General features: G+C 64.2%; 14 protein-coding genes and 1 other RNA gene. 1 reads left to right on the top strand and 14 read right to left on the bottom strand.

Annotation, left to right across the window (positions count from 1 at the left end):
- From murC to rnpB, 13 genes are all read right to left on the bottom strand, one after another.
- Complete coding sequence (gene murC / locus FHW83_RS10035; RefSeq protein WP_176646220.1) at window positions 1–1,392, bottom strand: UDP-N-acetylmuramate--L-alanine ligase; 1,392 nt, start codon at window positions 1,390–1,392, stop codon at window positions 1–3.
- Window positions 1,389–2,456, bottom strand: coding sequence for an undecaprenyldiphospho-muramoylpentapeptide beta-N-acetylglucosaminyltransferase (gene murG, locus FHW83_RS10030; protein ID WP_176646219.1), 1,068 nt, complete (start codon window positions 2,454–2,456; stop codon window positions 1,389–1,391). Before murG ends, murC begins: the two co-directional genes overlap by 4 nt.
- The gene (gene ftsW, locus FHW83_RS10025) at window positions 2,453–3,673 is read right to left on the bottom strand and encodes a putative lipid II flippase FtsW (protein WP_176646218.1); all 1,221 of its coding nucleotides are present in this window, start codon (window positions 3,671–3,673) and stop codon (window positions 2,453–2,455) included. Before ftsW ends, murG begins: the two co-directional genes overlap by 4 nt.
- 2 nt (window positions 3,674–3,675) lie before the next feature.
- Window positions 3,676–5,208 (bottom strand): UDP-N-acetylmuramoyl-L-alanine--D-glutamate ligase, encoded by a 1,533-nt coding sequence (gene murD / locus FHW83_RS10020; RefSeq protein ID WP_176646217.1) that lies wholly within the window; start codon window positions 5,206–5,208, stop codon window positions 3,676–3,678.
- Complete coding sequence (gene mraY, locus FHW83_RS10015) at window positions 5,208–6,377, bottom strand: phospho-N-acetylmuramoyl-pentapeptide-transferase (protein ID WP_176646216.1); 1,170 nt, start codon at window positions 6,375–6,377, stop codon at window positions 5,208–5,210. The genes murD and mraY overlap by 1 nt, the downstream gene beginning before the upstream one ends.
- 2 nt (window positions 6,378–6,379) lie before the next feature.
- Window positions 6,380–7,765 (bottom strand): UDP-N-acetylmuramoyl-tripeptide--D-alanyl-D-alanine ligase, encoded by a 1,386-nt coding sequence (gene murF, locus FHW83_RS10010; protein ID WP_176646215.1) that lies wholly within the window; start codon window positions 7,763–7,765, stop codon window positions 6,380–6,382.
- Complete coding sequence (locus FHW83_RS10005; RefSeq protein ID WP_176646590.1) at window positions 7,765–9,297, bottom strand: UDP-N-acetylmuramoyl-L-alanyl-D-glutamate--2,6-diaminopimelate ligase; 1,533 nt, start codon at window positions 9,295–9,297, stop codon at window positions 7,765–7,767. Before FHW83_RS10005 ends, murF begins: the two co-directional genes overlap by 1 nt.
- A 20-nt stretch (window positions 9,298–9,317) precedes the next feature.
- Window positions 9,318–11,093 carry a penicillin-binding protein 2 gene (locus tag FHW83_RS10000; protein ID WP_176646214.1) on the bottom strand — a complete coding sequence of 592 codons (1,776 nt, stop codon included), beginning with the start codon at window positions 11,091–11,093 and terminating at the stop codon, window positions 9,318–9,320.
- On the bottom strand, window positions 11,090–11,365 hold the full coding sequence (ftsL, locus tag FHW83_RS09995; protein WP_176646213.1) for a cell division protein FtsL: 276 nt from the start codon (window positions 11,363–11,365) through the stop codon (window positions 11,090–11,092). The genes FHW83_RS10000 and ftsL overlap by 4 nt, the downstream gene beginning before the upstream one ends.
- Window positions 11,362–12,333, bottom strand: coding sequence for a 16S rRNA (cytosine(1402)-N(4))-methyltransferase RsmH (gene rsmH / locus FHW83_RS09990; protein WP_176646212.1), 972 nt, complete (start codon window positions 12,331–12,333; stop codon window positions 11,362–11,364). Before rsmH ends, ftsL begins: the two co-directional genes overlap by 4 nt.
- Window positions 12,334–12,345: 12 nt before the next feature.
- The gene (gene mraZ, locus FHW83_RS09985; RefSeq protein ID WP_176646211.1) at window positions 12,346–12,774 is read right to left on the bottom strand and encodes a division/cell wall cluster transcriptional repressor MraZ; all 429 of its coding nucleotides are present in this window, start codon (window positions 12,772–12,774) and stop codon (window positions 12,346–12,348) included.
- Between the two features lie 751 nt (window positions 12,775–13,525).
- Window positions 13,526–15,019: a glycerol kinase GlpK gene (glpK, locus tag FHW83_RS09980; protein ID WP_176646210.1), complete on the bottom strand. Its 1,494-nt coding sequence runs from the start codon at window positions 15,017–15,019 to the stop codon at window positions 13,526–13,528.
- 11 nt (window positions 15,020–15,030) lie between these two features.
- An RNA gene (rnpB, locus tag FHW83_RS09975) (RNase P RNA component class A) lies at window positions 15,031–15,364 on the bottom strand.
- A gap of 118 nt (window positions 15,365–15,482) precedes the next feature.
- Here rnpB and FHW83_RS09970 point away from each other — a divergent pair.
- The gene (locus tag FHW83_RS09970; RefSeq protein WP_176646209.1) at window positions 15,483–17,186 is read left to right on the top strand and encodes a thiamine pyrophosphate-binding protein; all 1,704 of its coding nucleotides are present in this window, start codon (window positions 15,483–15,485) and stop codon (window positions 17,184–17,186) included.
- On the opposite strand, the gene FHW83_RS09965 is transcribed toward FHW83_RS09970, so the two are convergent.
- Entirely contained in the window at window positions 17,187–17,720 is a 534-nt protein-coding gene (locus FHW83_RS09965; protein WP_176646208.1) for a hypothetical protein, read from the bottom strand. It lies immediately after the preceding gene.
- Window positions 17,721–17,788: the final 68 nt, after the last annotated feature.

Below are 17,788 nucleotides of genomic sequence, written 5' to 3'. Positions count from 1 at the left end.
TCAGACTTTCGGGTAATTAGTCAGTTTGGCCGGGACGCCGCTGATCGAGCCTGCGCCCATGGTCATCACGACGTCGCCGTCGCGCACCACGCCCATGATGGTCTCCGGCATGTCGCCGATGGCCTCAACAAAAATTGGTTCGGTCTTGCCGCGCGCGCGCAGCGCATGCGCCAACGCGCGGCCGTCGGCGGCCACAATCGGCGCCTCTCCGGCGGCGTACACTTCGCCCAGCACCAGCACGTCCGGCGTGCCGAGGACTTTGACGAAATCTTCAAACAGGTCGCGCGTGCGGCTGAAGCGGTGCGGCTGGAACGCCAGCACCAGCCGGCGGCCCGGATACGCGGCGCGCGCCGCGGCCATGGTCACTTCCATCTCCAGCGGGTGATGGCCGAAGTCGTCCACCAGCGTGAAGTTGCCGCCGCCCGGAATCGCCACGTCGCCGTATTTGGTGAAGCGGCGGCCCACGCCCGCGAAGCCTGCCAGGCCGGCCTGCGTGGCGCTGTCCTCAATGCCGATCTCGCGCGCGATGGCGACGGCGGAACAGGCGTTCTGCACGTTGTGCAGGCCTGGCTGGTTCAGCACCACGTCCAGGTCGGGATAGCCTTCCTGCTTGACGGTGAAGTGCATTTCCACGCCCACGGCGCGCGCGTTCACGGCGCGCACTTCGGCATCCTCGGCGAAACCGTAGGTGGTGACCGGCTTGGTCACGTGCGGCAGGATCGAGCGCACATGCGGATCGTCGATGCACAGCATGGCGCGGCCGTAGAACGGCAGGCGGTGCGTGAAGTGGACGAAAGCCTGCTTGAGCTTTTCGAAATCGTGCTCGTAGGTTTCCATGTGATCGGCGTCGATGTTGGTGATGACTTCGATCATCGGCGTCAGGTTCAGGAACGAGGCGTCCGACTCGTCGGCTTCCGCCACCAGGTATTCGCCGGTGCCCAGCTTGGCGTTGGCGCCGGCGGCGGTCAGGCGGCCGCCGATGACGAAGGTCGGATCGAGGCCGCCCTGCGCCAGCACCGAGGCCACCAGGCTGGTGGTGGTGGTCTTGCCGTGGGTGCCGGCGATGGCGATGCCGCGCTTCAGGCGCATCAACTCGCCCAGCATCACCGCGCGCGGGACGATAGGAATCTTGCGGCTGCGCGCCGCCACCACTTCAGGGTTGTCCTGCTGTACAGCGGTCGAGGTCACGACGGCATCGGCCTTGCCGATGTTTTCCGCCGCGTGGCCCTGATACACGGTCGCGCCCATGTCGGCCAGGCGCTGGGTGACAGCGTTGCTGCCCAGGTCCGAGCCGGACACGGTATAGCCCAGCGTGAGCAGCACTTCCGCGATGCCGCTCATGCCGCTGCCGCCGATGCCGACGAAGTGTATGTTCTGTACTTTGTGTTTCATACCAACTGCTCCAATACTTGCGCGATCGCGTCATTCGCATCGCGCTTGCCGACTTCGCGCGCCGCCGTGGCCATGGCCAGGCAGGATGCGCGGGTCAGCGTTTCCAACAGCGTCGCAACCGATTGCGCGCTCAATTCCGTTTGCGGCATATGGATCGCCGCTTTCTGTTTCGCCATCCACTGCGCGTTGTCGCGCTGGTGGCTGGTGGTCGACGCCACGAACGGCACCAGCACGCTGGCCACGCCCGCCGCCGTCAGCTCGGACACGGTGATGGCGCCGGCGCGGCAGATCACCAGATCGGCGGCGCTGTATGCAGCCGCCATGTCGTCGATGAAGTCCACCACATTGGCCGTCACGCCAGCCTGCTGATACGCCGCACGCAGCGCATCGATATTCTTCTTGCCCGACTGGTGGGTCACCAGCGGCCGCTGTGCTTCCGGGATCAACGCCAGCGCCGCCGGCAGCGCATCGTTCAGCGCCTTGGCGCCAAGGCTGCCGCCCACCACCAGGATGCGCAGCGGGCCTTCGCGGCCGGCGAAACGCTGTGCCGGCGGCGCCATGTCCAGGATCTCCTTGCGCACCGGGTTGCCCGTGACGACCGCCTTGCCGGCCGCGCTGCCGAAGTTGGCCGGGAAGCCGAAGCACACGCGCGAGGCCGCCGGCACCAGCGTCTTGTTCGACAGCAGCAGCGCCGCGTCGGCGTTCACCAGCACCAGCGGCGCGCCGCGCAGGCGGGCCATGAAGCCGCCCGGCACCGTCACGTAGCCGCCCATGCCCATCACCACGTCCGGCTTGCGGCGGCCGATGAAGCCGAAGCAGTCGGCGAACGCCTTCACCATTTTCAGGGCGCCGCTCACGGTATGCTTCAGGCCTTTGCCGCGCATGCCGGTGAAGTTGATGCTGTCCATCGTGATGCCGCTTTTCGGCACCAGATCCTGCTCCATGCCGGTGGAGGTGCCCAGCCAGCTCACTTCCCAGCCGCGCGCGCGCATGGTTTGCGCGATCGCCAGGCCGGGGAAAATATGACCGCCCGTACCGGCCGCCATAATCATTAATCGTTTCATAGTCTGCCACCACGCATCAGGACCCGGTTCTCGTAATCGATCCGGAGCAGGATCGCGAGTCCGATGCAGTTAATTACAACGCCCGTGCCGCCATAGCTCATCAGCGGCAGGGTCAAGCCCTTGGTTGGCAGTAAGCCCAGGTTCACACCCATATTGATAAACGTCTGCACGCCAATCCAGATGCCGATGCCCTTGGCGGTGAGGCCGGCAAAGGTCTGGTCGATGGCGATGGCCTGGCGGCCGATGTCGAAGGCGCGCTTGATGATCCAGTAGAACAGCGCGATCACCACCAGCACGCCGGCCAAGCCCAGTTCCTCGCCGATCACCGCCAGCAGGAAGTCGGTATGCGCTTCCGGCAGGTAGTGCAGTTTTTCCACGCTGCCGCCCAGCCCGACGCCAAAAATCTCGCCGCGCCCGAAAGCGATCAGCGAGTGGGTCAGCTGGTAAGCCTTGTTCAGCGCATTGTCTTCTTCCCACGGATTCAGGTAAGCGAAATAGCGTTCGCGGCGGAACTTGGACAGCGCGATGATGGAGCCGAAGATCACCACCAGCACCGCGCCGATGCCGCCGAACCAGATGGCGTTGATCCCACCCAGGAACAGGATGCCCATGGCGATACAGACGATCACGCCGAAGGCGCCAAGGTCCGGCTCCAGCAGCAGCAACAGGCCGACGAAGCCGACCGCCGCCGCCATCGGCATGAAGCCCTTGGTCAGCTTGTGCATGTATTCCTGCTTGCGCACGGTGTAGTCGGCGGCGTACAGCACCGCCACCACCTTCATCAGCTCCGACGGCTGCACGTTAAACACCTTGAGCGACAGCCAGCGGCGGCCGCCGTTGACCACCACGCCGACGCCGGGGATCAGCACCAGCACCAGCAGCACCAGCGTGCCGATGAACAGATACGGCGCGGCCTTCTGCAAGTCCGCGACGCGGATGCGGAATACAAACAGGCCGACAACCAGCGAAACGGCGATGAACATCATCTGCCGTTGCAGGAAGTAGGTGTTCTGCCAGCGCGCATAGTTGGCGAACTTCGGCGAGTCGGGCAGCGAGATCGAGGCCGAGTACACCATCACCATCCCGAGCAGCATGAGCAGCAGGGTGACCCAGACCAGCGGCTGGTCGTACTCCATCATCTTCGACTGCCGCGCGCGGCTCTCCATCGGCGTTTCGGCCGACTTGGAACCAAAGCGGAATGGCAGCTGGAGAGCCATGTTCAGAGCTCCTGGCCGGCGTCGAGCGCGATGTCGCGGACGGTGTCGATGAACACCTGGGCGCGATGCGCGTAGTTCTTGAACATGTCCATGCTGGCGCACGCGGGCGACAACAGCACGGCGTCTCCGGCTTGCGCAAGTTCGCTGGCGCGCTTGACGGCTTGCGGCAGGTCGGTGCCGCAGTCTTCGATCACATACGGCAGCTCGGCGCCTTGATCGCGCGCGGATTGCTCCAGCGCGGCGCGGATCCGCGGCGCGTCGCGGCCGATCAGCAGCACCGCGCGGGCATGGCGCGCGGTCGGTTCTGCCAACGGCGCGAAGTCCTGGCCTTTGCCGTCGCCGCCCATGATGACCAGCAGACGCTGGTTGTCGCCGGTGAAGGCCTTGCCCAGGCCATTCAACGCCGCCACGGTGGCGCCGACGTTGGTGCCTTTGCTGTCGTCGTAGTATTCAACATCGTTGATGGCGCTGACCAGTTCCACGCGGTGCGGCTGGCCGCGATATTCGCGCAGGCCGTGCAGCAGCGGCGCCAGCGGCAGATCAATCGCGCGGCACAAGGCCAGTGCGGCCAGCGCGTTGGCGGCGTTGTGGACGCCGCGAATTTGCAGCGCGTCGGCAGGCATCAGGTTCTTGACGATGCACTCTACCGGCGGTGGCGGCGGATCGTTTTTCTTGCGTTTCTTCGGCTCGCCCTCTTCCTCGGCCGGGATGGCGGTGGCCAGCCACAGCACGCCGCGCTCGTTGTTCAGGCCAAGGTCATCGCGCAGGGTTGGCGCGTTGGTGCCGAAGGTGACGTTATGGCCGGTGGCGCTGGCCATGCGCATGGTGGTGGCGTCGTCGCGGTTCAACACGCGCACGGTGTTGGCGGCGAAGATGCGGTGCTTGGCGGCGGCGTACGATGGCATGTCGCCGTGCCAGTCCAGGTGATCCTGCGTCACGTTCAGCACAGTCGCCGCGTCGGCTTCCAGCGTGAAGGTGGTCTGCAATTGGAAGGACGACAATTCGAGCACCCAGACTTCCGGCAAGGTTTCGTTATCCAGCACTTCGCGCAGCACGTCCAGCGCGGCCGGGCTGATATTGCCGGCCACACGCACGGTCTTGCCGGCGCGTTCGCACAGTTGGCCGACCAGGGTGGTGACAGTGGTTTTGCCGTTGGTGCCGGTGATGGCGATGACTTTCGGCGCGTAGCCGCGCGACTCCTTCAGCCACTCCAGCGCCTGCGCGAACAGTTCGATCTCGCCCCACACCTCGATGCCGGCGGCAGCGGCGGCCGGAGCGATCTCTTTCAGCTCGCGGCCCGGCGCCAGGCCAGGACTGACGGCGACGAAGTCCACGCCTTCCAGCAGCGACGCGCCAAACGGGCCGGCGACGAATTCCGCCGACGGCACGGCCGCCTGCAACGCTGGCAGACGATCCGGCGACTCGCGCGTATCGGCTACGCGCACGCGCGCGCCGCCGCGGGCGAGCCACAGCGCCATCGCCAGGCCGGATTCTCCCAGCCCTAATACCAGTGCGTTTTTGCCTTCGTAAATCATCAGCGCAGTTTCAACGTCGAGAGTCCAACCAGCACCAGAATCATCGTGATAATCCAGAAGCGCACGACGACCTGGGTCTCTTTCCAACCTTTTTGTTCAAAGTGGTGATGCAGCGGCGCCATCAGGAACACGCGACGGCCGGTGCCATAGCGCTTCTTGGTGTACTTGAACCAGCTCACCTGAATCATCACCGACACGGTCTCCGCGACGAAGATGCCGCCCATGATGAACAACACAATCTCTTGACGCACAATCACCGCGATAGTTCCCAGCGCGCCGCCCAGCGCCAGCGCGCCAACGTCACCCATGAACACCTGCGCCGGGTGCGTGTTAAACCACAGGAAGGCCAGGCCCGCGCCGGCCAGCGCGCCGCAGAAGATGATCAATTCGCCCGCGCCAGGAATGTGCGGAATGAACAAATACTTCGAATACGTGGCGCTACCGGTCAGGTAAGCGAACAGGCCCAGGGCCGAACCCACCATAATCGTCGGCATGATGGCCAGGCCATCCAGGCCGTCGGTGAAGTTAACGGCGTTGGACGAGCCGACGATGACACAGTAGGTCAGCGCGATGAAACCCCACACACCCAGCGGATAGCTGATGGTCTTGAAGAACGGCACAATCAAGTCCGCCTTCGGCGGCAGATCCATCTCGAAGCCCGAACGCACCCAGGCGAAGAACAGCTCGAACACCTGCGCCGTGCTGGTGGCCGACACCGAGAACCCCAGGTACAGCGCGGCGGCGATGCCGACCAGCGACTGCCAGAAATACTTCTCGCGCGAGCGCATGCCTTCCGGGTCCTGGTACACCACCTTGCGGTAGTCATCCACCCAGCCCACCGCGCCAAAGCCCAGCGTCACGATCAGCACCGGCCAGATCAAACGGTTCGACAGGTCGCACCACAGCAGCGTGGCAATGGCGATCGAAATGAGGATCAGCACACCGCCCATTGTTGGGGTGCCGTGTTTTTTCAGGTGGGTCTGCGGACCATCGGTGCGCACGGCCTGGCCGTACTTCATCGCGGTCAGCTTGCGGATCACGAACGGACCTGCGGCCAGGCCGATGAACAGCGCGGTCGCGGTGGCGAACACCGCGCGGAACGTGATGAAGTTGAAGACGCGGAGTACCCCGACGTCCTGCTGGAAAAATTGCGCGAGCCAGAGCAGCATGATTAGTGACCTTCCTTGTTAGCTTGTTGCGACCCAATCAAATGCTGCACGACCCGCTCCATCTTCATGAAACGGGAGCCCTTGATTAATACAGTTGCATCAGGCGACACCGCCGCGTCCACCGCGGACAGCAAATCGCCAAAGTTTTCAAAATGACGAACGTTGGCGCCAACAATGTGGGCAGCCAGTTCGCCTGTTACCAGCACCGTTTCGATGCCCTTGTCCTGCGCGTAAGCGCCGATCTCTTCGTGGAACTCGCGGCCCTGCGTGCCGACTTCGCCCATGTCGCCCAGCACCAGCACGCGCGGCGCGGCGGCTTTCGACAGCACGTCGATGGCGGCGCGCACGGAATCCGGATTGGCGTTGTAACTATCGTCGATCACCACGGCGCCGTTGACCGCCTGCTTCTTCTGCAGACGGCCGCTGACCGGCGCAAAGGTATCGAGTCCCAGCTTGATTTGCTCCAGCGGCACCCCGGCGGCATAAGTGCACGCCACGGCGGCCAGCGCATTGCGCACATTGTGTTCACCGGCCGCCTGCAGGCGCACGAAGAACTGGCGCGTGTCGGCCTCGCTCTCGCAGATGGTGATGAACATCTCGCTTTCGAAATCGCTGGCGCGGAAAGTGCAGCTGACTTCAGCGTCCTTGGTGAAGCCGAAACGCAGCAGGCGGCGGCCTGCCGACAGCTCCTCCCAGATCTGAGTGAACTCGTCGCCATACGGGAACACGGCCACGCCGTCGGTCGGCAGCGTGGACAACACCGATCCGTTCTCGCGCGCCACCGCCTCCACCGTGTGCATGAATTCCTGATGCTCGCGCTGGGCGTTGTTGACCATCGCGATATTCGCGCCGGCGATGGCGGCCAGGCGGCCGATTTCGCCTGGATGGTTCATGCCCATCTCGATCACGGCCGCCTGCTGTTGCGCGTTCATGCGGAACAGCGTGAGCGGCACGCCGATTTCGTTATTCAGATTGCCGCGCGTGGCGAGGCGGCCTTCGTCGCCATAGGCGGCGGCCAGGATCGCGGAGATCATCTCCTTGACCGTGGTCTTGCCGTTGCTGCCGGTGACGCCGATGACCGGCACGTTGAACTGCTTGCGCCACCAATTGGCGATCTGGCCCAAGGCCACCAAGGTATTCGGCACAACGATGGCCGGCAGCGTGAAGCCTTCCGGCACCTCTTCCACCACAACCGCGGCGACGCCCTTGCCTGCCACGTCGGACAGGAAGTTGTGGGCATCGAACACCTCGCCGCGCAAGGCGACGAACAAAGCACCTGCGGCGACACTACGGCTGTCGGTTGACACGCCGTCGAATACAACATCGCCGGCGTTCACTAAGCGTGCGCCGGTCAGAGAAGGCAGAATTTGTGCGACTGCTGCGCGCATTAATTCGTCCTCATCATGGTTAAGCGGGCCGACAGCGCCAGTTGCGCGTGATCGGCGTCGGAGAATGGCAGCTTCTTGCCCTTGATTTCCTGGTACGGCTCGTGGCCCTTCCCGGCCAGCAGAATCACATCCGGCTTGGCCGCGTGCTTGATGGCCGACAGGATGGCGGCGGCGCGGTCGTCCAGCGCCTGCACCGTCGATGCCGGATTGTTCTGGTCCATGCCGGCCAAAATCTGCTCGATGATCGAATGCGGATCCTCACTGCGCGGATTGTCGCTGGTGACCAGCACATGGTCCGCCGCCTGGGCGATCCTGCCCATCTGCGGACGCTTGCCTGGATCGCGATCGCCGCCGCAACCGAACACGCACCACAACTGGCCGCCACGGTCATTCGCCACCGGACGCAAGGCGGCCAGGGTTTTTTCCAGCGCGTCCGGCGTATGCGCGTAGTCGATCACGATCAGCGGCGCATCCTGGCCGCCGACTTGCTGCATGCGGCCCGGCGCGGGCTCAAGCCCTTCCACCGCGTCGATGGCGGCGCGCAGGCCGAGGCCCTTGGCGATCACCGCGCCCATCACGCCCAGCGCATTGCTGATATTGAAGGCGCCGACCAAATGCGTGCGCACCTGCGCCACGCCCAGCAGGCAGTCCAGATGGAACTCGGTGCCGCCGCTACGGCCCGCGCGCAGCTGGCTGGCGCGCAGCATCATCACGCCGTCGATGTCCGGTTGCTCGGCGGCGTCCCGCAGCGTGTAACCGATCAGCGGAATATTGCCGCCCAGCGGAGCGCGCGATTTCAGATGCGTGATCAGGCGCAGGCCGGCCGGATCGTCCAGATTAATCACCGCCGTTTTCAGGCCCGGCCACTCGAACAGCTTGACCTTGGCCGCCTCGTAGGCTTCCATGGTGCCGTGGTAGTCCAGGTGATCGCGGGTCAGGTTGGTGAACAGCGCCACGTCGAAGTGCATGCCCGACACACGGCCCTGATCCAGGCCGATGGAGGACACCTCGATCGCCAGCGAGGCCGCGCCCTGCTCGCGCAGATCGGCCAGCGTACGCGCCAGCAGCACCGCATCCGGCGTGGTGTAGCCGGTGACGTCGTACTCGACATCGCCGCGCGGGCGGAACACACCCACGCCCAGCGTGCCCACCACCGCCGCCGGTTCGCCGGCGCGCGACAGCGCATGGCCCAGCCACACGGCGCTGGAGGTCTTGCCATTGGTGCCGGTGACGCCGACGGTGAACATGCCGGCATCGGGCTGCTGGTAAAACGCGTGGGCGATCACGCCGGCGTTCTGCTTCAGATTCTCGACCGTCAGGTAAGGCACGGTCCACTTGTCGTTCCAGGTAAAGCCGTTCGGGTCGAGCACGATCAACGCCGCGCCCTGCTCGATGGCGCTTTCAATATAACTACGGCCATCGCCGGCGTCGCCGGGATAGGCAAAGAACACATCGCCCAGCTTGACGCGGCGCGAGTCCGAAGCCAGGTTCGCCGTAGGCGCCAGCTTGCGGATCGCGTTCGCGATAGCCATCGGGTCGAAAGTAGAAGTCGTCACATGTTCCCCTGTGCTGCAGATTCAGGAATGATGATATGGGTCAGGTCCGAGTCCGGCGCCACGTTCTTGGCGCGCAGCGCCTGCGCCGCCAGGGCCGAGAACACCGGACCCGCGACGTCGCCGCCGTAGGTCAACGGGCCGACCGGCTCGTCGATCATGACGGCGATGATGAAGCGTGGGTCCGACATCGGCGCCATGCCGACGAAGTTGCCGATATATTTGGTGTGCGAGTAACGGCCGCCGATAAACTTCTGCGCCGTGCCGGTCTTGCCGCCGACCCGATAGCCCGGCACCTGCGCCTTGACGGCCGAACCGCCGGGCAGCGTCACCATCTCCAGCATCTCGCGCATCTCGGCGGCGGTCTTGGGGCTGATGACCTGGGTGCCGTGTGGCGCTTCATGCACCTTCTGGAACGACAGCGGAATGATGTCGCCATTCCGTGCCAGCACCATGTAGGCGCGCGCCAGCTGGATCAGCGAGACCGAGATACCCTGGCCGAAGCTCATGTTGGCGTGTTCGATCGGACGCCACGATTTATACGGACGCACGCGGCCCGCCACGGCGCCGGGGAAGCCCCACTTGGGCTGCTGGCCGAAACCGAGCTTGGTGAACATCTCCCACAGGTCCTGCGCCGGCATGCCGAAGGCGATCTTGGTGGTGCCGATGTTGGACGACTTCTGGATGATGGTCTGCACGTCGATCATGTAGTGCGGATGCGTGTCGTGGATCACGCGGTCGCCGATCACCATCGAGCCGTTGCCAGTGTCGAACATGGTGTGCGGCGTGATCTTCTTCGCGTCCAGCGCCATGGCGACCGGGAACGGCTTCATCGACGATCCCGGCTCGAAGGTGTCGGTCATCACGCGGTTGCGCAGCTGCTCGCCGGTCAGCTTGGAGCGGTCGTTCGGGTTGTAGCTCGGCCAGTTGGCCAGCGCCAGCACCTCGCCGGTGTGCACGTCCAGCACCACGGCGGCGCCAGCCTTGGCCTTGAACTTCTCGACCGCGTCCTTGATCTGCGTGAAGGCGATGTACTGGATCTTGCTGTCGATCGACAGCGTCAGATCCTTGCCGTCATGCGGCTCGCGCACCGACTCGATATCCTCGACGATGCGGCCCAGGCGGTCCTTGATCACGCGGCGGCTGCCCGGCACGCCCTGCAGGGTTTTCTGCTGCGCCAGTTCCATCGCCTCCTGGCCCTGGTCCTCGACGTTGGTGAAGCCCACCACGTGGGTCGCCACCTCGCCCTGCGGATAGAAGCGCTTGTACTCCTTGCGGGTCTGGATGCCTTCGATACCCAGCTTGGTGATCTGGTCGGCCACGTCCTGCTCCACCTGGCGTTTCAGGTAGACGAAGTTGCGGTCGGAGTCCAGCTTCTTCTGCAGTTCGGCGTCGCTCATGTCGAGCAGCCTGGCCAGCTGTTTCAGCTTGGCCGGCGGCGCTTCCTGGACGTCGTCCGGAATCGCCCAGATGGCCTTCACTGGAATCGACGATGCCAGCACCTGGCCATCGCGGTCGGTGATTTTGCCGCGTGTGGCCGGCAATTCCAGCGTGCGCGCGTAGCGGATCTCGCCCTGCTTCTGCAGGAACTGGGTCGACAAGCCTTGCAGCCACAGGGCGCGCCCGGCCAACGCGGCGAAGGCGGCGAACAATACGAACAGCACCACGCGCGAGCGCCAGGTTGGCAGACGCACCGCCAGCACCGGGCTGCGCGAGAAGGCCACGCCCTTGGAGGCGGCCACGCGTGAGGTGTTCACATTGCTGCCGCGGCTCATTTGGAGGCCTCCGGCGTCAGGTACTGCGTGCGCGCCGCGGTCAGCGGCGTCATGTTCAAATCGCGGCGCGCGATCTCCTCGATGCGCGCGTGCTTGCCCAGCGTGGATTGATCCAGCTGCAGCTGCGCCCATTCGATATCCAGCTGGCGCGCCTGCGACTGGGCGCGTTCCAGCTCGATGAACAGATGGCGCGCCTGATATTGGGCGTTAACCAGCGACAGGCCGCAAGCGACCAGCAATATCGTCAGCACCAGGTTGATCTTGCCGCTCATGCGCCCTCCTGCAGCGAAGGGATGGGCAGGCGGCGCGCGACGCGCATCACCGCCGAGCGCGCGCGCGGGTTCTCGTCGACCTCGCGGTCGGAAGGCTTCATCTTGGACAGCAGCTTGAGTTCCGGCTGCGGCAGATCGACCGCGCGGATCGGCAGGCGGCGGTCCGGCTGTTCGACGTTGGCCTTGGACGCGAAGAAGCGCTTCACCATGCGGTCTTCCAGCGAGTGGAAGCTGATGATGGCGAGGATGCCGCCCGGCGCCAGGCTGTCGTAGGCGTGGTTCAAACCGACTTCAAGGTCTTCAAGCTCTTTATTGATGAAAATCCGGATAGCCTGAAATGTGCGGGTGGCCGGGTCCTTGCCCTTCTCCCGAGTCTTGACCGCGCCTGCCACGATGCCGGCAAGCTGTCGTGTGGTTGAAATTGGTTCGACTGCCCGGCGAGCAACAATCGCCTTTGCAATCTGAAAAGCAAACCGTTCTTCCCCATATTCTTTTATCACCTTTTCCAGTGTCTGTTCGGTTTCAGTGGCGAGCCACTGCGCCGCCGACATGCCGCGCGTGGTGTCCATGCGCATGTCGAGCGGGCCGTCGTTGCGGAAGCTGAAGCCGCGCGCGGCGTCGTCCACCTGCGGCGAGGAGATGCCAAGGTCGAGCAGGATGCCGTCCACCTTGTTCAGGCCGCGCTCGGCCAGCGCCTCGCGCATGGTGGCGAAGCTGTCGTGCACGATGGTGAAGCGCGGGTCCGTGATCTGGCCGGCGGTGGCGATGGCTTGCGGATCCTTGTCGAAAGCGATCAGGCGGGCGTCCGGGCCCAGCTTCGACAGGATCAGGCGCGAATGGCCGCCGCGGCCGAAGGTGCCGTCGACGAACACGCCGTTGGCGCGCGCGCCATCGAGCGCCAGCGCATCAACCGCTTCGTCTAAGAGCACCGTGCGATGCTGGAATTCAGGCACCGTTGTCGTGGTCATGATGGTGGGGCCTTAGAAGGAAAAATTGGCGAGTACATCGGGGGTGCCGGCTTCCATGGCCTGCTGCTCTTTTTCCGCCATCTTGGCGGCGTCCCAGATCTCGAAGTGCGAGCCCATGCCCATCATCATGACCTCCTTGTCCAGGCCGACGGCGGCGCGGAGTTCGGGCGAGATCAGGATGCGGCCGGCGCTGTCCATTTCCACGTCGGTGGCGTAACCGAGGAAAATGCGCTGCCAGGCGCGCGCTTGCATGGGCCAGGCGGCGATCTGTTGACGGTGTTGTTCCCACACGGGACGGGGGAACAGCATGACGCAGCCGTCGGGGTGGCGCGTCAGGGTGAGGCGGCCTTCGCACTGGATCGAAAGCGCGTCACGATGCTTGGCGGGGATGGACATCCTGCCTTTGGCATCGAGATTGATTGCGGACGCGCCTTGAAACACGTGGTTACCTTTTACCTCTGTATGGTTAGCGGAGCATAAAAAACTGGCTAGTTGTATTCATCTTCCCTGTCCGCTAAGTCAGGCAAAATTTCCCACAAAAAGACACTTTTTCACACAGATGCCCACTTTAGAGGAAGCAAGAATAGTGGTCAAGCGGTTTCAGCCAATCGAAACGCGGATTTTAGTAATGAAATTAAGGACTTAGCGCGATTCCTTGAAGCCAGCTAGAAACAAAATAGCCCAATAAATTAAGTACTTATGAAAGGTTGTGAAGGTGTAACCTCAGTTGTACCCATGTGTTTGGCCGCGTGAATACCCAGATAAAAAAATTGAATGAAAAGCATAAAGTTGCAAATGACCAACATTGCAGTATCAAATAGACAACAGCGGAAAATGGGTGGAAAACGCGGGTAATCGAGAGGAGAAAATGCCAGATGGCGCACCAGCAGCGCGCTCAAGAGGAATGCGGAACCTTCACAAAACAGCCACAACGAACTTCAACGTTTACTTCAACACCAGGCCCGCCGCGCAACTTGTCTATACAATCTGCATCACCCCGCGCCGAGCTTTCGCCGCCATTATACGCCCCCCCCAAGTTCGGGGTCAGCTCTGGCAAATGGACACGTGAACCTACTTTTTGATGCAGCTCAATACGCAAAATCCCCCGAAATCGCGTCTTGAGGCAGATCAAATAACCGCACTCCGTGTCCGAATGCCAGAGCTGACCCCGAATTGGGGCGAAGTTGCGGTTTTATTCGGCTGAGGCCGCCCAGGCCTTGGCGCGCGCGATGGCGCGTGACCATTGGGCAAGCAGTGCGCAGCGGCGGTCGGCCGACATGACAGGGTCGAAACGGCGCTCGCACGTCCATTGGGCGGCAATTTCTTCCTGGCTGTCCCAGAAGCCCACGGCCAGGCCGGCCAGGTAGGCGGCGCCCAAGGCCGTGGTTTCGGTCACCTTAGGCCGCACGACAGGCACGCCCAGCAGGTCGGCCTGGAATTGCATCAGCAGGTCGTTGCGGGCGGCGCCGCCGTCGGCACGGACTTCGACCAGCGGCGTGGACGCGTCTTTTTGCATCGCCGTCATCAGTTCGGCGCTTTGGTAGGCGATGGCTTCCAGCGCGGCGCGGGCGATGTGGGCGCGCGTGCTGCCCCGGCTCAGCCCGAACAGCGCGCCGCGCGCGTAGGCGTCCCAGTGCGGCGCCCCCAGGCCGACGAAGGCCGGCACCATGAATACGCCGTCGCTGTCCGGCACGCTGGCCGCCAAGGCCTCCACTTCGGACGAGGATTGGATGATGCCCAGGCCGTCACGCAGCCATTGCACCGTGGCGCCGCCCATGAAGACGCTGCCCTCCAGCAGGTAGTCGGTCTCGCCGTCGACGCGCCAGCCGACCGTGGTCAGCAGCCGGTTGTGCGAGGCCACCGGATGGCGGCCCAGGTGCATCAGCATGAAGCAGCCGGTACCGTAGGTGTTCTTGACCATGCCCGGCTGGTGGCAGGCCTGGCCAAACGTGGCCGCCTGCTGGTCGCCGGCGATGCCGGCCAACGGGATCGCCGCGCCGAACAGGCTGTGGTGGGTGGTGCCCACCTCCTCGCTCGACGACACGATCTGCGGCAGCATCGCTTCCGGAATGCCGAACAGGTGCAGCAGGTCGGAATCCCAGCGCATCAGGTGGATATTGAACAGCATGGTGCGGGCGGCGTTGCTGACGTCGGTCACGTGCTGGCCGGTCAGCTTGTACACCAGCCAGCTGTCTACCGTGCCGAACGCCAGCCCGCCCCGCTCCGCCTTTTCGCGCGCGCCCGGCACGTTGTCGAGCAGCCATTTCAGCTTGGTGGCGGAGAAATAGGCGTCCAGCTCCAGCCCGGAGATGTCGGTGATCTTTTTGGCCTTGCCGTCGGCGCGCAGGGCGTCGCACAGGTCGGCGGTGCGGCGGTCCTGCCAGACGATGGCCGGGGCGACCGGCTCGCCGGTCTTGCGGTCCCACACCACGGTGGTCTCGCGCTGGTTGGTGACGCCGATGGCCAGCACCTGACGCGGATCGATGTGGTTGTCGTGTAAAACCTTGCGCGCGACGTTGAGCTGGCTGTGCCAGATATCCATCGGGTCGTGCTCGACCCAGCCGGGATGGGGAAAATGCTGGGGAAACTCCTGCGCCGCGCAGCCACAGATCTGGCCTTGATGGTCAAACAGGATGGCGCGCGAACTGGTCGTGCCCTGGTCCAGGGCGAGAATGAATGTTTTCATCTCGTGTAATTAGTTGAAGCAAGCCGATAGGCCGGATTTTGTTACGGCACAGGCGAACCCGCGCTATGACAGCCATTCCTCTAGGCGCTGGATTGCTCCAGCGCTCAAGCTTCCTACCCGCACGCTCCGCGAGCAACATCATCGCGTGCCTATTTGGAATTGCACCAGGTGGAGGTTACCGCGTTTCACCGTAACTTAATACGCTCGTCTCTGTGGCCCTATTCCTCGCCTTATACCCCGGGGGGCTTTCGGCGGACGGCCGTTAACCGTCACCCCGCTCTATGGAGTCCGGACCTTCCTCCCGTCAGGCATTACGCGCTGACCAGCGGCTGTCTGGCTTGCATCGGGCGCTATTGTACCAGCCCGCGCCTCCAAATCTGAAATTTGGTGTCGCCATTCCAAAAGCCGCCCTCCCCGCGCCGCCGTAGAATGCTTGGATAATTCACCCACGAGGCCCACAATAATGACGCAACCATCCCGCACCGGCGGCCAGATCCTGGTCGACGCCCTGAAGATCCATGGCGTGGAGACCGCTTTCGGCGTACCCGGCGAAAGCTATCTGGACGTGCTCGACGCGCTGCACGATTCCGATATCCGCTTCATCATCAACCGCCAGGAGGGCGGCGCCGCGTTCATGGCCGACGCCTACGGCAAAATGACCGGCAAGCCGGGCATCTGCTTCGTCACCCGCGGCCCGGGCGCCACCAATGCCTCGATCGGCGTGCACACCGCGTTCCAGGATTCCACCCCGATGATCCTGTTCATCGGCCAGGTCGGCGGCGACTTTATCGACCGCGAGGCCTTCCAGGAAATCGACTACCGCCGCATGTACGGCCAGATGGCCAAGTGGGTGACGCAGATCGACCGCGCCGACCGCATTCCCGAATACATCGCGCGCGCCTTCCAGATCGCTACCAGCGGCCGCCCGGGCCCGGTGGTGCTGGCGCTGCCGGAGGATATGCTGATCACCAAGGCCAGCGTGGCCGACACGCGCGGCTATCAACCGGTGCAGGCGTCGCCGTCGGCGGCCCAGATCGACACCGTGCGCGCGATGCTGGCCGCCGCCAAAAAACCGCTGGTGCTGCTAGGCGGCGGCGGCTGGAACACGCAAGCCTGCGCCGATATCCAGCGCTTTGCCGAGGCCAACCATCTGCCGGTCTCGTGCGCCTTCCGCTTCCAGGATCTGCTGGACAACGCCCACCCCAATTACGTGGGCGACGTCGGCATCGGCATCAACCCGAAACTGGCGGCGCGCGTGCGCGAGGCCGACGTCATCCTGGCCATCGGCCCGCGCCTGGGCGAGATGACCACCAGCGGCTACGCCCTGCTGCAGGCGCCGGTGCCGGCGCAGCGCCTGATCCATGTGCACGCCGACGCCGAGGAGCTGGGCAGCGTCTATCAGGCGGAATTGATGATCAACAGCGGCATGCCGCAAGTGGCCGCCATGCTGGCCGCCATGGCGCCGGTCGACGCGTCGGCGTGGCAAGGCAGCGTGGCCGAGGCGCGCGCCGATTACGCGGCCTGGCAACAGCAGCCGGCCATCTTCAAGGACGGCAAAGCGCCGCTCGACCTGTGGCAGGTGGTTCAACAGATCGACAAGCTGGCGCCGCACGACGTCATCATCACCAACGGCGCCGGCAATTACGCCACCTGGGCGCACCGCTTCCACAGCTACGGCGGCATGCGCACCCAGCTGGCGCCAACCAGCGGCGCCATGGGCTACAGCGTGCCGGCCGGCGTGGCCGCCAAGATCATCGATCCGGCCCGCACCGTGATCACCTTCGCCGGCGACGGCGAATATATGATGAACGGACAGGAGCTGGCGACCGCCGTGCAGTACCGGGCCGGTGTGATCATCATCGTGTTCAACAACGCCATGTTCGGCACCATCCGCATGCACCAGGAGCGCGAGTATCCGGGCCGCGTGTCCGGCACCACGCTGCACAACCCGGACTTTGCCGCGCTGGCCGTGGCCTACGGCGGCGCCGGCGAGGTGGTGGATAAAACCGAAGAGTTCGCGCCGGCGCTGGAGCGCGCGCTGGCCTTCACGCGCGACAGGCAGCTGCCGGCCGTGATCGAGCTGCGCTACGACGGCAACCTGATCACCCCGGGCGCGACGCTGGAAACCATCCGCAAGACCGCCGAGGCCGCGAAGGCCGCCAGGTAATTACAGCGCGGCCGTGGTGGTGGAGCCGGTGTCGATCACCGGCTTTTCTTCTTCCCGCTCTTTCTTCATTTTCGGCGCGGGGCAGGCGCGGCAGGTGCCGGCCTTGCGGCTGAAATCGGTCACCAGCGGCAGCCGCATCGGCACCGACTGGTCGTCGCAATACCCGCCCTCCAGCACCAGCGTCTTGCCGTTGTCGGCCAGTTTGCCGCTGATGGTGCGCTCGTCCTCGTCGGGCGGCTGCACTGTGAAGTAAAACTGCTGGCCGCGCGGATCGATGGTCACGTCGCTGGCCACCACCGGCCAGCTCAGGCCGCCGGCGGTATATTCGTACAGCACCGTATCGACTTCGGCAAAGCGCTGCAGGGTGATGCGCTGGCCGCCGAACTCGCCGCTGTCGGGATGGATGCACAAATCCGAAAACACCAGCATGCCGTAGCGCGGCAGCACGCCCGGTTTGACCGGCTTCTTGGGCGCGGCCAGCACCGCGCAGGAGGCCAGCAGGATGGCGCCGGCAACAAGGACACGTCGGGACATGATCGCTTTCAGAAAAGAACAACGGCTGCACAAGGCAGCCGTTGTTGATTCTAAACCTGATTAAATCA

This window comes from Duganella sp. SG902, from assembly GCF_013376005.1.
In the GTDB taxonomy this organism is placed as follows: Bacteria; Pseudomonadota; Gammaproteobacteria; order Burkholderiales; family Burkholderiaceae_D; genus Rugamonas.
Note: the sequence above shows the minus strand (reverse complement) of the source record. Positions and strands in the feature narration are given on the sequence as shown.

Coding starts and splice junctions, on each gene's coding strand:
- murC (WP_176646220.1), bottom strand. CDS start 1,392: ATGAAACACAAAGTACAGAACATACACTTCGTCGGCATCGGCGGCAGC.
- murG (WP_176646219.1), bottom strand. CDS start 2,456: ATGAAACGATTAATGATTATGGCGGCCGGTACGGGCGGTCATATTTTC.
- ftsW (WP_176646218.1), bottom strand. CDS start 3,673: ATGGCTCTCCAGCTGCCATTCCGCTTTGGTTCCAAGTCGGCCGAAACG.
- murD (WP_176646217.1), bottom strand. CDS start 5,208: ATGATTTACGAAGGCAAAAACGCACTGGTATTAGGGCTGGGAGAATCC.
- mraY (WP_176646216.1), bottom strand. CDS start 6,377: ATGCTGCTCTGGCTCGCGCAATTTTTCCAGCAGGACGTCGGGGTACTC.
- murF (WP_176646215.1), bottom strand. CDS start 7,765: ATGCGCGCAGCAGTCGCACAAATTCTGCCTTCTCTGACCGGCGCACGC.
- FHW83_RS10005 (WP_176646590.1), bottom strand. CDS start 9,297: ATGGCTATCGCGAACGCGATCCGCAAGCTGGCGCCTACGGCGAACCTG.
- FHW83_RS10000 (WP_176646214.1), bottom strand. CDS start 11,093: ATGAGCCGCGGCAGCAATGTGAACACCTCACGCGTGGCCGCCTCCAAG.
- ftsL (WP_176646213.1), bottom strand. CDS start 11,365: ATGAGCGGCAAGATCAACCTGGTGCTGACGATATTGCTGGTCGCTTGC.
- rsmH (WP_176646212.1), bottom strand. CDS start 12,333: ATGACCACGACAACGGTGCCTGAATTCCAGCATCGCACGGTGCTCTTA.
- glpK (WP_176646210.1), bottom strand. CDS start 15,019: ATGAAAACATTCATTCTCGCCCTGGACCAGGGCACGACCAGTTCGCGC.
- FHW83_RS09970 (WP_176646209.1), top strand. CDS start 15,483: ATGACGCAACCATCCCGCACCGGCGGCCAGATCCTGGTCGACGCCCTG.
- FHW83_RS09965 (WP_176646208.1), bottom strand. CDS start 17,720: ATGTCCCGACGTGTCCTTGTTGCCGGCGCCATCCTGCTGGCCTCCTGC.